The sequence below is a fragment of the Polynucleobacter sp. AP-Nino-20-G2 genome (genome assembly GCF_018688235.1).
GTDB lineage: Bacteria > Pseudomonadota > Gammaproteobacteria > Burkholderiales > Burkholderiaceae > Polynucleobacter.
Genome location: NZ_CP061313.1, coordinates 828,194 through 843,269 on the forward strand (window position 1 = coordinate 828,194; position 15,076 = coordinate 843,269).

At 46.1% G+C, this 15,076-nt stretch carries 16 protein-coding genes; 8 read left to right on the top strand and 8 right to left on the bottom strand.

Features of this window, described 5'->3' with window-relative positions:
* Positions 1-8: 8 nt before the first annotated feature.
* From FD960_RS04330 to FD960_RS04340, 3 genes are all read right to left on the bottom strand, one after another.
* Complete coding sequence (locus FD960_RS04330) at positions 9-221, bottom strand: hypothetical protein (RefSeq protein ID WP_215300220.1); 213 nt, start codon at positions 219-221, stop codon at positions 9-11.
* A gap of 183 nt (positions 222-404) precedes the next feature.
* Positions 405-1,448, bottom strand: a complete 1,044-nt coding sequence (locus FD960_RS04335) for a CorA family divalent cation transporter (protein WP_251369847.1) — start codon at positions 1,446-1,448, stop codon at positions 405-407.
* 205 nt (positions 1,449-1,653) lie between these two features.
* Positions 1,654-2,502, bottom strand: a complete 849-nt coding sequence (locus tag FD960_RS04340; RefSeq protein WP_215300222.1) for a hypothetical protein — start codon at positions 2,500-2,502, stop codon at positions 1,654-1,656.
* Positions 2,503-2,652: 150 nt separating this feature from the next.
* On the opposite strand from FD960_RS04340, the gene FD960_RS04345 reads away from it, so the two are divergent.
* From FD960_RS04345 to FD960_RS04365, 6 genes are all read left to right on the top strand, one after another.
* Positions 2,653-2,841 carry a hypothetical protein gene (locus FD960_RS04345; protein ID WP_215300226.1) on the top strand — a complete coding sequence of 63 codons (189 nt, stop codon included), beginning with the start codon at positions 2,653-2,655 and terminating at the stop codon, positions 2,839-2,841.
* A gap of 12 nt (positions 2,842-2,853) precedes the next feature.
* Complete coding sequence (locus FD960_RS04350) at positions 2,854-3,375, top strand: arsenate reductase ArsC (RefSeq protein ID WP_215300227.1); 522 nt, start codon at positions 2,854-2,856, stop codon at positions 3,373-3,375.
* Between the two features lie 91 nt (positions 3,376-3,466).
* Entirely contained in the window at positions 3,467-5,200 is a 1,734-nt protein-coding gene (locus FD960_RS04355) for an alkaline phosphatase (RefSeq protein WP_215300230.1), read from the top strand.
* A gap of 17 nt (positions 5,201-5,217) precedes the next feature.
* Positions 5,218-5,934, top strand: a complete 717-nt coding sequence (locus tag FD960_RS04360; protein WP_215300231.1) for an MgtC/SapB family protein — start codon at positions 5,218-5,220, stop codon at positions 5,932-5,934.
* A 46-nt stretch (positions 5,935-5,980) separates the two neighbouring features.
* Positions 5,981-6,193 carry a GDCCVxC domain-containing (seleno)protein gene (locus FD960_RS10530; protein ID WP_305849560.1) on the top strand — a complete coding sequence of 71 codons (213 nt, stop codon included), beginning with the start codon at positions 5,981-5,983 and terminating at the stop codon, positions 6,191-6,193.
* Positions 6,194-6,379: 186 nt separating this feature from the next.
* Entirely contained in the window at positions 6,380-7,861 is a 1,482-nt protein-coding gene (locus FD960_RS04365; RefSeq protein ID WP_215300591.1) for a Ppx/GppA phosphatase family protein, read from the top strand.
* Between the two features lie 33 nt (positions 7,862-7,894).
* Here FD960_RS04365 and FD960_RS04370 read toward each other — a convergent pair whose 3' ends face one another.
* From FD960_RS04370 to FD960_RS04385, 4 genes are read right to left on the bottom strand one after another with little or no spacing between them, the layout of a single operon-like run.
* Positions 7,895-8,830 carry a GNAT family N-acetyltransferase gene (locus FD960_RS04370; protein ID WP_251369848.1) on the bottom strand — a complete coding sequence of 312 codons (936 nt, stop codon included), beginning with the start codon at positions 8,828-8,830 and terminating at the stop codon, positions 7,895-7,897.
* A gap of 43 nt (positions 8,831-8,873) precedes the next feature.
* The gene (locus FD960_RS04375) at positions 8,874-9,278 is read right to left on the bottom strand and encodes a diacylglycerol kinase (RefSeq protein ID WP_215300232.1); all 405 of its coding nucleotides are present in this window, start codon (positions 9,276-9,278) and stop codon (positions 8,874-8,876) included.
* 9 nt (positions 9,279-9,287) lie between these two features.
* Complete coding sequence (locus FD960_RS04380; RefSeq protein ID WP_215300233.1) at positions 9,288-10,316, bottom strand: glycosyltransferase family 1 protein; 1,029 nt, start codon at positions 10,314-10,316, stop codon at positions 9,288-9,290.
* Positions 10,313-11,122 (bottom strand): UDP-2,3-diacylglucosamine diphosphatase, encoded by an 810-nt coding sequence (locus FD960_RS04385; RefSeq protein WP_371817445.1) that lies wholly within the window; start codon positions 11,120-11,122, stop codon positions 10,313-10,315. Before FD960_RS04385 ends, FD960_RS04380 begins: the two co-directional genes overlap by 4 nt.
* 85 nt (positions 11,123-11,207) lie before the next feature.
* Here FD960_RS04385 and FD960_RS04390 point away from each other — a divergent pair, with 85 nt between their 5' ends.
* Together FD960_RS04390 and ppk2 are read left to right on the top strand one after the other, a co-directional pair.
* On the top strand, positions 11,208-11,984 hold the full coding sequence (locus tag FD960_RS04390; protein ID WP_251369849.1) for a 1-acyl-sn-glycerol-3-phosphate acyltransferase: 777 nt from the start codon (positions 11,208-11,210) through the stop codon (positions 11,982-11,984).
* Between the two features lie 64 nt (positions 11,985-12,048).
* Positions 12,049-12,954, top strand: coding sequence for a polyphosphate kinase 2 (gene ppk2, locus FD960_RS04395; protein WP_215300234.1), 906 nt, complete (start codon positions 12,049-12,051; stop codon positions 12,952-12,954).
* Here ppk2 and FD960_RS04400 read toward each other — a convergent pair whose 3' ends face one another.
* The gene (locus FD960_RS04400) at positions 12,955-15,060 is read right to left on the bottom strand and encodes a TonB-dependent receptor (RefSeq protein WP_215300235.1); all 2,106 of its coding nucleotides are present in this window, start codon (positions 15,058-15,060) and stop codon (positions 12,955-12,957) included. It lies immediately after the preceding gene.
* Between the last annotated feature and the right edge of the window lie 16 nt (positions 15,061-15,076).

Here is a 15,076-nt window from a genome sequence, read left to right on the forward strand (position 1 = left end):
TGGGCGTTTTAGTCCTTCTTGTCTTTCTTCTTGTCCTTCTTTTTCTTCTTAGATTCTTTCGGGAGTTTATCTAATTTCCCATTGGCATATAGGCACCATACTTTGATCTCTTCAAGTAGTTCGTGAAGGTCTTCGTAAGACAGGTTTTTGAAGTCTTGCAAGCCAATTGCGCCGGACTCTTGAAGCTGTTTCACGGCATCTTCATATTTATATTCGCTCATTGAATTCCAAGTTAAGTGGTGAGAACGACTGAATCCTAGCAAAGTAATGTGACAAAAGTGTCTTTTAGGGGTCGTTAAGAGGGGTTGCCTCCCCATAAATCGGTTTGGGGGGATTTGCACTAAAATTGTGCATATTGATCGTTTGGGGGTGGATGACGCCCGCAGTGATTTTTGCTAGTACAACTAAATAATCTTTCGAACCTTCAGGCCAAGGTAAACGGCAGCTCCAGCCGTTGCCATTAAGGCCATAATAATATAGAAGGATTCTTTTAGGCCGGGCAGGTCTTCCATATTCATTCCCATGATTCCAGTCAAAAGTGTCATGGGCAGAAATATGACTGTCATTACTGAGAGTACCTGTAGATTGCGCGCATTAAATTCTGCTACGTGAGCTGCCTGCTCATCTTGCAATATCTTGGCCCGATCATATAGGTTGGATACCTCTTGCACTAAATAAGAGAGTAGGTCTAAGTCGTCATTTAGCCTATTTTTATCATCGTCTGAAAACCAATAGGGCAGTCTTTTATGAAGGCGATGTAGGGCAATTAATTCTGGCGAAAACTGGCGCCTAAGACGGCTACATTGAACGCGTATGCGGCCAAGATGTTCGTGTTCAGGTAAATCTTTTCCTTTGAGTAGGATTTCCTCCAAATCATCCATCGTTTCGGAAAGGCGAATGAGTAAAGTGCGAAGGTATTCTGCGCGCAAATCAATTAACTCATGAAATAGTTCAATGGTAGAGCATGGGTTAAGCAATCCACTTCTCAGGTCGGATCTGAGTCGGTCGGTTGTTCTAAGTGGGTTGTTTCTCAAGGAGATCATCAATCTTGGCGTGAGAATTGCCCATAATGTCCCCAAGCCGGAGTCGCCATCTTTGTCACCGAATTCATGGTGGAAATCATTCATTACCATCAACAGACAGTCGTCTAATTTTTCAATTCTTTCCAGTCGACTACGCGTTACGCCTTCATCGATCATCTCAACAACGCGATCAGGGATCAGTGGTGTATTTTTTAGCCAGCGCTGTACCTGAGAATTGGATAGATTGAGATGTAGCCAGATAGACGCTTCCGGATCGATGAGTGCATCAGCTATTTCAAAAAGTGGGATTTCACGGTTTTTACCTGAGAGGGTCATTTCCCATGCGAACACAACTCCGTTAATAGGGAAGGGTTGCATGATTGGCGGAGTACTAATGTTGGCGTTGTGGTTGGCTATGAATGACATTGCGCGATTGTAGGGGCATGATGTGTCCATTTGATTGCACATGACACAAGCCTGACTTAATTTCTCAGTAGACTGCATTTAGTGTTATTGATTAACTCTAGAATGGAATCTAAATCATGAAAAGATTGATTATTCAGCTAATGCTTATTTGGCATGATGTTAGGGTGTCATATCGAAATCGATACATTGGCCACAGACTAGGAAGTTAAAACCTCCAGGTAAACCCAAGCTCGGATCGCGAGGCATTTACGCCCGAATTGGAGATGACTAAGCCTATATTCGCAGCGCTGAGCATATAGGATAGGCCAATATCTAAATCTTCTTTTACAGAGATGATTGCGGCTACAAGTGCGTAGTTGCTAAGATATTGTTCGGTGCTTGGTGGGTTTGTTGTGATGCCAACATCTAGCGCTAATCTTAGAGTCTGACTCACTCGCCATACCGGGGCTGCTGAAAAAAAGACGATATTGGTTCTATTTGGGGTCAGGCTGCCCCCAATTTGATAATTCGTGTTGTATGGTGAATTCATATATAGAGCGTTGAGATGAACCTCAACGATATCCCAGTAATGGGAGCTAATGAGGTTGAGGCTGTAGCTCGGTAAGGCTAGATTTAAGCCGTGCACTTGTTGCTGCGGCGTTCCCGCTAAGGTGATGCTGGGTTTAATGGCTAATCCCCAGTGACCATCAGTATCTTCGGAAAATCTCCACTTTAGGGAGACCACTTTATTTGATATGGGGGAGTAGTTTCCTTGGGGCTTGGCAAAATAGGTTGCCCCCATAGAGACCTCCATATTGTCATCTATGCCCCTTGTATAGCTTAGTGGAAATGCTTGAGCACTTCCTCCCCCGAAATATTCTTCACCCGGCGTGATGATGTCCATGCTTGCAGCACCCTCGCCATGAGTTGCTGTTTTAAAGAAATATTGCTCAATTTGATTGGAGCCCTTTAATACTGTGCCAGCATCATCAGTATTGAGGGGCTCAAATGCCTTGGCGAGGATTGGTAGCAGTAGAAAAGAGGCTAGGGCCAAGCGCATAGCGAAAAAGGCCATATCTTCCATAAAGCACTAAGTTAGTGGGCTTTTGTTACAGCATCATGTAATTGTTAAATTAAAGATTGCAGAAAATTTTATTAAAGGGCTTAATCAAATTGAAATATTCAGTTTGTATGCTGGGTCATCATACCCAGATCAGAGGATTGGATGCACATGGATCAAGCCGCCAATATTAATTTAGCCAGCATTTTTCGTCGAGGAGAAGAGCGATTACCTGAAGATGGTCGAGACCATCTGGGGAGGGCTCCGTCAGTAGAGTTTGTAAATACAGAGTATCGGGCAAGTGTGTTTGTCATTGATCGAAAATACACCCTACAACTTGATGAGTTAATTTAATCAGTAGCTACGATGGATCGTCAATACAACATTCTATTTTTGTGTACCGGGAACTCGGCTAGATCAATTCTTGCTGAAGCTCTGGCAACCACCCTGAGCCACGGACGATTTATTGGGTATTCGGCGGGATCAAGACCTGTAGGCACTGTTCACCCAATTGCTCTCGAGCTTACTAAATTCATGGGCTATCCCCCGCAGCTTTTGAGAAGCAAGAGTTGGAATGAATATGGTCGGGAGGGCGCCCCCAAAATGGATTTCATTATTACTGTTTGTGATTCTGCGCAAGGAGAGACTTGCCCCTATTGGCCCGGTCATCCGGCTACAGCTCACTGGGGGTTTCAGGATCCTGCAGCCGTTAATACGGGTGATGAGGATATGTTATTGGCATTTAAGAAAGTGGAGATGGGGCTGCGCAATCGAATTGAGCTTTTATTGGACCTGCCCGTCGAAAAGCTTGATCGACTCGAAATAAAAGACCGCCTACAAAGTATTCATCATCGACTCAAGTTCGGAAATTCAGAAAACTCGGCTTAATCAGGGTGCAATAAATAGGCGTCATCAGTTTGTCACATAGTTTGACGATATTAGGAGGTCATTATTTCTAGCCTCCTATCTTATTTACCATATGACTATATTTCGCCTTGTTCGGGTAGCGTTTGCATGTTTCGCCTTCATTCAATCATTTCAACTTAGTGCTGCGGCAATTTACCCAATTGAAAGCGCATCCATCTTGGCAGGTTCAAAGTTCGATATCAAAATTGAACTAGATGATGTTGTCACCTTAGAAGATGTAACGGTTCGATTGAATTCTAAGCCTATCGCTAGGGATGCGATTTTTATTTCTAATGAATCTGGCAAAGGTAGCTCCATTACCTATAGGGACGTCCAATTGAATAGGGCGGGAAAATATGTTTTATCCGCGACATCCCCTAAGCAATCGCTGCAAGTGAGTTGGGATGTTTATAAGAGCGGCCCAAGAAGAGTTAAGAATGTCATTCTTTTTATTGGTGATGGAATGACTATTGCCAATAGAACTTCCGCACGTGTTTTATCTAAGGGGATATACGAAGGCCGCTATCAAGGTAAGCTTGCCTTTGACGATATGCCGAATATGGCTCTCATTGGTACATCAGGTTCAGATTCTCTCATTACCGACTCAGCGAACTCCATGAGCGCTTATACAACTGGACATAAGACTGCTGTTAATGCTATGGGTGTTTATGTTTCTAGGGCTGAAGATAATTTATCTCATCCCAAGGTTGAAACCATCGTTGAAATCATTAAGCGGAATACCAAGATGTCGGTGGGTATTGTGTCAGATGCTGAATTGCAGGATGCCACCCCAGGAGCAATGGTATCCCATACACGACGTCGCGCAGATAAGTCATATATTGCGGAACAATTATTTGCTAGTGGGGCCGAAGTAATCCTCGGCGGTGGATCGGCATATTTTTATCCACAGTCAATCAAAGGTTCAAAGCGTAAGGATGAAAAAGACCTCATAGGGCAATTCAAATCAGATGGCTACCAAGTTGTTTTTACTAAAGAACAGTTGATGAGTGCCAGCAACTCAAATTCAACCAAGAAAGTGTTCGGGGTATTTCATCCTGACAATATGGACGGCTCTTTAGATCGCTTTTTTCTCAAGAAGAATACGGTTGAGCAGTATCCAAATCAGCCTGATTTAACTGATATGACTAAGTCGGCAATTGATGTCCTATCTAAGAATCCCAATGGCTTCTTTTTGATGGTTGAGGCTGCATTGATTGATAAATTCAATCACCCCTTAGATTGGGAGCGTGCCGCTTTCGACACTATCATGCTCAGTAATGCGGTACAAATCGCAAAAGATTTCGCCAAAACTCATCCGGATACATTAATTATTGTTACGCCGGATCATACCCATAGCGGATCGATTAGCGGAGTTATTGATGATGCTAAGCCAGGCCCTTTAAGAGAGAGGGTGGGCGTCTATGCTGATGCTGGATATCCCAACTATCCAAAAGCAGATGTGAACGGCTATCCCAATCAGATCGACGTATCAAAGCGACTGGCGTACTTTTACGGGAATTACCCCGATCACTACGAAACCATGCATCCAAAGTTAGATGGGACTTTTAAGCCTGCGATTAAAGGTGATGGCGGTAAATATGTGGCTAACCCAAAATATATACAACTGCAGGAGGATGCGATTCATATTGGTGGAAACTTGCCATCGCATCAGGACGTCGGTGTCCATACGGCAGATGATGCCGTTTTGAATGCAATGGGTCCTGGGTCAGAAAAATTTCGAGGTTTTATGGACAACACTGAAGTCTTTAAGGTGATGGTCGACTCCCTTGGCCTAGGTCAAAAGTAAATCTCCTGTCGGTAATCATGGAATCTTTCAACAACATTAATCTTCTCTCGTTGCGAGATACGGCCATTAGCCTGGCTGCTGCTTTTATCTTTGGTGGTTTAATTGGTTTAGAGCGCCAGTATCGGCAGCGAACAGCTGGACTGCGTACCAATATATTGGTGGCGCTTGGTGCGGCAATATTTGTTGATGCTGCGAATCGTTTAGTTGGCCACGAAGGCGCTGTTCACGTAATGGCGTATGTCGTGTCCGGGATTGGCTTTCTTGGCGCGGGGGTTATTATGCGCGAGGAGGGGAATGTTCGCGGCATTAATACGGCGGCTACTCTATGGGGTTCTGGTGCTGTTGGCGCCTTAGCGGGTGCGGATCTGATTTTGGAGGCGGGTTTGGCAACCATCTTTGTCTTGGCAGCCAATACATTATTGCGTCCAGTCGTGAGTCTCATTAACCGACAGCCTCTAGATACTGCGTCGGTTGAGGTGACTAATTCCGTATACATCATTGCACCCAAGCATTCTCAAAAATTTGCCTTGAAGCGTTTTATAGATACCTTGGAAGCTGCTGGGTACCAAACACAAGATGTTGAGGTTCATCAGTTTGGGTCTGAGGAAGTTGAAATTCAAGCCGTGTTGACGGCATCCGCTGTAGAGGGTGAGCAGATGGATGCTCTGATTGCAAAGATCGCCAGCATGGACTTCGTTAATCAGGCTTTTTGGAGTCCTAGCACCACGGATTAAGTCAGGCTGACTTTTTTCTGAAATATTTCAGGTTCAATATCCACCTGTGAATACTAAAACCCTAAACCAGCACTCCATCATTACATGCCCCCATTGTCAGGGACATGAAATTCTCGAAGTCCCTCAAGGCACTTCGCAGCACCTGTATCGCTGCCCATCTTGCAGCACAATTTTGAAGCCAAAATCTGGCGACTGCTGTATTTTCTGTAGTTTTGGTAGTTTAGATTGCGCTAGTTCAGAGCAAAATTTAGCGGCATAGCTGTTTTCCGCCGGAACCAGTAGACTACAAGCTCATTTCACGAATATGTCACGATAATTTCATAAAATAGACATATTCATTTAGCGTGGCTCTATTGGAACTATTTTGGCATCTCATCAAGACGTCTTAGAAAAAAACGCATCAGATCTGGTAGCTGCCGTTGATTTGGGCTCCAACAGTTTCCGTATGCTGGTAGCGCAAGTAGTGCATACGCCATCAGGCACTCAATTACGACCTATAGATACCCTTCGTGAATCCGTTCGTCTGGCGGCTGGCTTAACGGATAACAAACTTTTAGGTAATGACGCCTACCAGCGTGGTCTGACGGCGATTCGTCGATTCGGGGAGCGTATTCGGGGCTTTGATCCATCACAGGTTCGCGCAGTCGCGACCAATACACTGCGTGTGGCAAAAAATGCCCCTAATTTTGTACATGATGCGCAAGAGGCGTTAGGTTTCCCGATCGAGATCATTGCGGGCGTAGAGGAAGCCCGACTGATCTACATTGGGGCGGCCCATGAGGTATCCGCAATCCAGGGTAATCGGTTGGTTGTTGATATCGGCGGCGGCTCTACAGAGCTCATTATTGGCAAAGGATATGAACCCAGGCTGATGGAAAGCCTCTACATTGGCTGTGTATCCCACAGTCTGCGGTTTTTTCCAAAAGGAAATATCGATTCACATGCTTTTAAAGAGGCTGAATTGGCTGCTAGACGAGAGATTCAGGTGATCTCCGGCGCTTACTTGAAAAGCGGTTGGAAGCAGGTCATTGGATCTTCTGGAACGGCGCGCGCATTGGCCGAGTTGATTGCGGATAATAATTTCAATGGTCAAGTGGATGGCCTAACGATGGGCAGGGTAAATGGCTCAAGCGGCCTAATCACTCGCGATGGCTTAAGGGCCATGAAAAAGCACTTATTGAAATATGAACATGTAAGTCAGGTCGAGTTATTGGGTCTGAAGGATGATCGTCGCTCTGTCTGGCCCGGTGGTCTTGCCATCATGATTGCCGTTTTCGATGAGCTGGGTATTGAGAGTATGGAAGTAACCGATGCAGCCTTGCGCATTGGTGTGCTCTATGACTTATTGGGTCGCTCTCAGCACGACGATATGCGTTTTGTCACGGTAGAGCAATTTATGCAGCGGTATGCGGTTGATCGCGAACAGGCGAAACGGGTTGGCAATCTAGCTGCAGAATTTTTAGCGCAATTGCCAAAGCCTGATGCTGAAAGTAGGGCGGACAATATTGCTTTGCTGCAGTGGGCCGCCAATTTACACGAAATCGGTTTATCGATTTCACATAACGGATATCACAAGCATTCTGCCTATATCGCTGGTAATGCCGATATGCCTGGTTTCTCAAAGAATGATCAAGCGCGCTTAGCCGCTTTACTGATTGGGCATGCTGGCAAATTAGGCAAGCTGGCAAATAATGCCAATTTCTTAGATTGGCGCATGTTATTTTGTTTACGTTTGGCGCAAGTACTTTGCCGCGGTCGTAGCGATGGGCATTTACCCAAGGTTAAAGTCTCTGAGAGCAATGGCTCTTATTTAGTAAGCCTGTCAAAAGAGTGGGCTAAAGAGCATCCCTTAACCGAATTTAGCTTGCAAAAAGAAGCCGCCGAATGGGAACGCATTGGACGGCCTTACAGCATTAGTCTGAAATAATCATCAGAAAACCCCGAACTGGGGTGCCTATCTTTACAGCCCTAAGAAATGCTTTGCATACCGCGGATTAATTTCTGATAAGCGCAACATGGTTAAGACATCCGCGGTATTGAAATCCGGATCCCAGGCTGGGGCGCTACAAATCTTTGCGCCTAATTTGAGGTAGCCTTTAATCAATGGCGGCGGCTCCACTTGAAGTCCGCCATTAAGGCGATCCAACGGAAGTGGCAGGCGCGGGAAAGCGTGCTGCTCTACTGGAGCCATTTGCTCATTGGTGAGCGAGTTATATAGGCTTGCTGCAAAGTGACCGCCATCGGCCATAGGGATGCTTGCGCAACCTAGCATGATTTCATATTCGTGTTTTTGCATGTACTGTGCCAGTCCACTCCATAGCGCCATGATCACAGCGCCAGAGCGATAGTCCGCATGTACACATGAGCGACCAAGCTCAACCATTTTTGGTCGTAAATGATTCAGGCGTGACAAATCAAATTCAGAGTCGGAATAGAGGCGGCCAATTTCCAGTGCTTTATGTGGCGGAAGAACTCGATAGGTTCCAACGACTTTGAGCGCCTCTTGGTCGCGAATCAGTAAATGATCGCAATAGGCATCAAACTCATCAATATCTAGGTTTTCAGGATTCGCCGGTAGATTGGCGCCCATCTCTTCTGCAAACACTTTATATCTCAGTCGCTGTGCCTCTTTGATTTCACTGACATTGCTTGCCCATGTCACTTGAAGTGCTGGCCGCTTAGGCTTAGCGATGCTCTTCTCGATCGTTGCTGCTGGCACCTCTAGCTCGGCGCGTGCAAGAGTAGCGAATTTCTTACCAAATAACTTTTTAGCTAATTTTTTGGAAAAAAGCTTCTTGATAGCCTCTGCTTTATTTTTCTTCTTCTTTTTTGGCTTACCTTCAAAGCGAGAATTGAAGATATCAAATGCGCCTAATGGGTTTGGGATGTCTGACATATTAGTTCCTTAAATATTGTTCTTGAATGGTTAAAGTCCCGCATTACCAATGCATCACAAGCGGGGCGCAAATCGTGATCCACAATAGGGCGGCTGCTAGTAGGGCTAGCATGACCGCGGCCGACCCAAAATCTTTAGCGCGCTTAGAGAGATCATGATGGTCAAATGAAATTCGATCAATTGCCGCCTCAACGCTGGAGTTCAATAACTCCACTACTAGAACCATGATCAAAGAAACAATCAGTGCGCATTTTTCTAGTGAATTGAGTGGTAGATAGAGGGCTACTGGAGTGAGGCAGACAAGTAGCGTCAACTCTTGCCTGAAGGCGCTTTCTTCTTTCAATGCATACACAATTCCGCACCAAGAGTTCTTGGCGGCATGCCAAGCTCTAGCAATCCCGCGATTCCCTTTATGCGGGTTTTGGTCGATGTGATAGGGGGTATTCAAGTGGGCGCCTTATGCCAATGCAGTCACGTGAACTTCTGTAGAGGGAACTGGCTTGAGGTGGCTCACAAATTGCTCGGATGCGGCTCTCCAGGAGAATTTCTCAGCATGGCATCGAGCAACATCCCGTGGAATCTTGAGAGCTTGCAAACAAGCCTTGCGCAAATCCTCATTCATTGCACCCGCTGGTGATTTGCCCAGCACATCAATAGGCCCAGTAACAGGATAGGCGGCAACTGGCGTACCGCAAGCCATCGCCTCAAGCAATACCAGTCCAAAGGTGTCTGTTTTGCTAGGGAACACGAATACATCTGCTGCCGCATACACTTTCGCCAGCTCGTGTTGCTGTAAGACGCCTAGGTAATTAATGTTGGGATATTTTTCCTTAATTGCTGCCATGGCTGGGCCATCGCCGACTACCCACTTGGAGCCAGGCAGATCAATTTCTAAAAATGCGTTGATATTTTTTTCTACAGCCACGCGACCTACATAGAGGAAGATCGGGTGCGCTGTATTCAGGGCTTTTGAATCTTGCATTTTGAAGATATCCAAATCAACGCCTCTAGACCACAGCACTACATTGGTCATTCCATATTTTTCGAGATCATTCTTAACGACGATCGTAGGTGCCATGACTGCCATTGACGGACCATGAAACCAGCGTAGAAAAGCATATGTCCAGGAGAGTGGAATGCCTACCCGCGCTTTAACGTATTCAGGAAAGCGGGTGTGATAGGCGGTAGAGAAGGGCAGATCGTTTTTCACCGCATATGCCCGAGCTGATAGACCCAGTGGTCCTTCGGTTGCAATATGCATTGCGTCTGGAGCAAATTCTTTAATTCTGCGGGCCACTTCTTTGCCCGGAAACAGTGACAAGGCGATATCCGGATAGGTGGGGCATGGAATGGATTTAAATCCATTGGGGGTAATCATTTCTACTTCGTGACCCATGGCGATAAGTTCAGCACGAGTTTGCTTGAGCGTTCTAACCACGCCATTTACTTGTGGGTCCCATGCATCGGTGATGATCATAATTTTCATAAGGCAGCCTCTTTCATTAGTGCTTCAACGATTGGTTGGGGAGAAAGTTCAGTAAGCTCAATTGGGTCGCCTTTAATGTGCGTCCAGTAAATGATTTTGAGTTCGCCGCTAGTGGTTTCAACGAGAGCGGACAGACTTTCTACCCAATCGCCATCGTTGCAATACAGCAGTCCATCGATTTCACGGATTTCCGCTTTATGGATATGGCCGCAAACAACGCCATCGCAACCACGTAAGCGTGCTTCTCGCGCCATAATGTGCTCGAAATCGGCGATGTAACTCACCGCATTCTTTACTTGGTGTTTCAAATATTGAGAGAGGGACCAGTACTGCAAGCCCATTCGCACTCTCAGCATGTTGAAGTAACGATTAACGTAGAGGATGAATGAATACATGGAGTCACCTACATAGGCGAGCCATTTCGCGTATTGCATCACGCCATCAAAGAGATCGCCATGTGTGACCCAGAGTTTTCTTCCGTCCAGTGTGGTGTGAATGACTTCTTCTTCAACCTTGATGTCACCGAAAGACATACCAAAATATTGGCGGGCGCTTTCATCATGATTGCCAGGTACATAGATGACCTCGGCACCCTTACGCGCTTTTCTTAATAACTTTTGCACTACATCATTGTGGGATTGTGGCCAATAGAATGAGCGGCGCAGCTTCCAGCCGTCAATAATGTCGCCAACCAAGTAAAAGGTATCGGCTTCATTGTGTTTTAGGAAATCGAGAAGGTACTTCGCCTGACACCCTGATGTTCCTAGGTGTACATCTGAAATCCAGATAGCTCTGTAATGCATCATGAGTAAGCATTAAGCCCAAACATCATGAAAGCCTCGTGACACTTTTAAGTCAGTTTGATGACTTGATTTATATTGTTGCTTGTTTATGAAAAACGTTGATCACACCCAAGAGACAATCGAGGCCTCAATATTCGTGCAAGCATGGGTATGGATGCAGATAGTTGTTCATGTTATTTGCGGGGTGTTTATTCTCTCTTTATTCTTTCCATTTTTGGATCGCAAGAAAAAAAATCGAGAGATTCAGCTTTGGTCAAAGAAGCTGTTACGGATATTGAATGTCAAGCTTGTCGTGAGCGCCCCTGAATCCTATGGCCACACGCCATGTTTGCTCGCTTCTAATCATATTTCTTGGTTAGATATTCATGTAATTAATGCATTTAAGCCTATTCGCTTTGTTGCTAAATCGGAGGTCAAGAATTGGCCGGTATTTGGATGGATGGCGAGCCAACTGGGTACGGTATTCATTCGCAGAGATAGCTCTCGTCATGCAAGACAAGTTGTCCATCAAATGGCTGAGGTACTTCAAGCGGAATCTATCTGCATCTTCCCAGAGGGCACATCCTCTAATGGGGAGCATGTTTTGCCTTTTAAGCCCAATCTATTTGAATCGGCTATCGCCTCTCGCGTGACGGTTTTCCCGCTTGCATTGCAATACATCGCCAAATCCACAGGCCTGAGAAGTGATGCGCCGGCCTTTATTGGGGATATGGGTCTATTAGAGTCGATGTCTAGGGTGATCAAGCATCGCTCTTTGATAGCCAAAATCACCATTCTTTCGCCTTATTTAACCGATTCGCGGTCAGATTTCGATCGCAAGGAGTTGGCGGATTATTGTCAGAAATCCATTGCAAACGGCCTTTAAACGTCATCTGTAATAAAAGTGTCACATCCTTGGGATACAAAGTTAATATTGTCTAGAGGATGAAATGACGTCAAAGCATAAAGAGATGGCTGAGTGGTATCAGCGTGCCCAAGAAGAAATCTTGGATAGCATGGATGAAGAGCTTGAAATGGAGCTTGATGATGACCGCATGTCTCCAGACGGGGGTAGCGGGTCTCAGATGCCTCGACAGCTGTACTTTAAGGAGTTGTTTCGCCTTCAAGGGGAGTTGGTCAAGCTTCAGGATTGGGTTGTACAAAATAAACTCAAAGTTGCCGTCTTATTTGAAGGTCGTGATTCGGCTGGTAAGGGTGGGGCGATTAAGCGCATTACTCAAAGACTAAATCCTCGAGTCTGTAAGGTGGTTGCGTTACCGGCGCCCAATGAGCGTGAAAAAACGCAGTGGTACTTTCAGAGATACATCTCACAACTGCCTGCTGGCGGTGAAATTGTCCTATTTGACCGCAGCTGGTACAACCGCGCTGGTGTGGAGAAGGTGATGGGATTTTGTACTGATGATGAGTACGAGGAGTTTCTTCGGACTGTTCCCGATCTTGAGCGCATGATGATTAGCTCAGGAATTATTCTTATTAAATACTGGTTCTCCATTTCTGACGATGAGCAATACAACCGTTTCATGATGCGCATTCATGATCCATTAAAGCAGTGGAAGTTGAGTCCGATGGATTTAGAGGCAAGGCGCTTGTGGGAAGACTACACAAAAGCCAAGGAGACCATGCTAGAGCGCACCCATATCCCAGAAGCGCCTTGGTGGGTTGTGGCTGCCAATGACAAGAAAAAAGCGCGCCTAAATTGCATTACCCATTTGCTAGATCAAATTCCTTATCAAGAAATTGATCATCCAGAAATTACCTTACCTGAGCGCGTGCATAACCCCGATTATTTGCGTGGTCCAGTGCCCCCAGAGATGTACGTTCCTGAAGTCTATTAATTAGAAAGCGCCTCGCAATCCAACCATCAAACTTCTTCCAGGTTGGGGTGCGTATAGTCTGACTGCCATGGGGGTAGTGGCATAACGAATTTGCTCATTGAGCAAATTCTTCAGATTCATAAATACCGTCCAATTCACATCCTTGATTCTCTCTGTATAGGAGACGCCAGCATTAACGAGGTTGTAGCTCGGTGCAGGACCTTGCTCCCAAGTGGCTAAGCGATTTTGCTGATAACTATAGATGTAAGTGGCATTGACTAGCCAGCCATTTCTTTGGTGCGCTATCTCCGCTCCTAGGCGAGGGGCAGGCTGCAGAGGGAGATTGCCGCCAGCGTCAAAGGTTCCTTGAGAGGCATCCCCAAAGACTCGACCACCTAAACCCGTTTGATTCCAGTTGTAGGTGAGCTCCCCTTCAATTCCCTTGATCGTTGCACCAGCTTGCTGCGCACTAACCACGTTAAAGCCATTGCCTTCTTGACCGGGATTGTTGATGTAAGACCCGGTGTAGTAGCCATAGATGTAATTATTAAAGCGATTGGCATACACGCTAGCTTTAGCGCGTACTAAGCCACTTGTTTTTTGAAGATTCAACTCCAGGTTGTGCGAAGTCTCTTTATTGAGATTGGGATTACCAATATCAAAGGTCGCGGTGGATTCATGTGCTCCGTATGAGTAGAGTTCTTGAGCGCTTGGAGCTCGCTGCGAGACTGTGTATGCAATTCCCGCACCATGACCCTGCATGAAATTCCACAAGCCACCTGCAGAATAGGAGAGTAGATTAAATGTTCTATTTTGGAGTGTGATGCTTGGCGTAACCCCTGTAGGATAAACGGTGGGCTGTGGATCTAGAGTGGTTCCGAGATTTGGGTTTTGAGCAACATTGTTATAACGAAGACCCAGGCTACCTTGTAATGCATTCCATTTCCCTTCCTCAATCCAGAACAAGGCATTTGAATTGGTTTTGGTTGGCGGAACGATGGCATAACTGCCGGTACCCACTTCAGTAGCATTGAGTGAAGCTGCCGTCATCTGAGCGCCGAAGGTTCCTTTCCATCCCGCTATCGGATTGTGAGCTAGCTCAAGGCGCGCCTCATTGGCGATATTTTTCCAAACAGCTGCAGCTGCTCCCACATTATTAAATTCAGTATGGTTGTAATTGGAGTTCGCTACGCTCAATTTAAAGGAGGAGAATCCCTCAAAAGGGTTGCGCGTTTGATGCTGTAGATCGTAGCGATTCTGGGATTGATTAATCGATCCACCCTCGGGTGTCGGGATTCCGTAATTATTATTAAGGCGCTCTACAGAAACCCCGGTATAGCCTGATTCGCCAATATGGGAGATGCCAGCACCAAAATTATTTTGAGTGCTGAAGCTATTGGGTAGTTTGCCGCTGTAATTATTGCCACCGTTACGATCTGGCGGAACCGTCCACCCACCCGCAGGCTCACCCTGAGATTGGGTAGCATTTCCGGGAATGCGATAGTTATTCGCATTGTTAATTGCAGTGTCCACATGTACTGCTACAGAACCAAACCCGCCATCCAACTCAAGTGCTCCAGCTCTGCCATTGTTGACGGTTTCGTAGCTAGTATTGACTGCGCCTGTTGGGCGGTCTGGTAGATTGGTCAATATACGATCGTTCACAACATTGACCAGACCACCGCTAGATCCTGAACCATAGAGTAGGGCGGCTGCACCACGCAAGATTTCTACTTGGTGGGCGTTCTGCATATTGTTGCCCACAGCATGATCTTGGGAGATATTCGATACGTCGCCCACTGACAATCCGTTTTGCAGTATTTGTACTCTCGAGCCTTCGAGGCCTCGAATAACGGGTCGTGATGATCCTGCGCCATATCCAGTGGCGGATACGCCGAGCTCATTTGCAAGTGTTGCGCCTAAGGTAGTGCCTAATTTATTGAGTAGCTCATCACCTTGCAAAATCTTCGTTGGAGTCAATATGCTTTGGATAGCCTCTTGAGATCCGGTGGCAGTAATTTCCAGGGATGCGCTTTCGGTTTGAGCAAAAGCACTTCCAGTAAAGAGGCTTGCCATGAGCAGGCAGACCAACTTTGGTTTGGTGTTGAGGCGTAAGAGGTCATGCATTGGTAATACCTTCTTC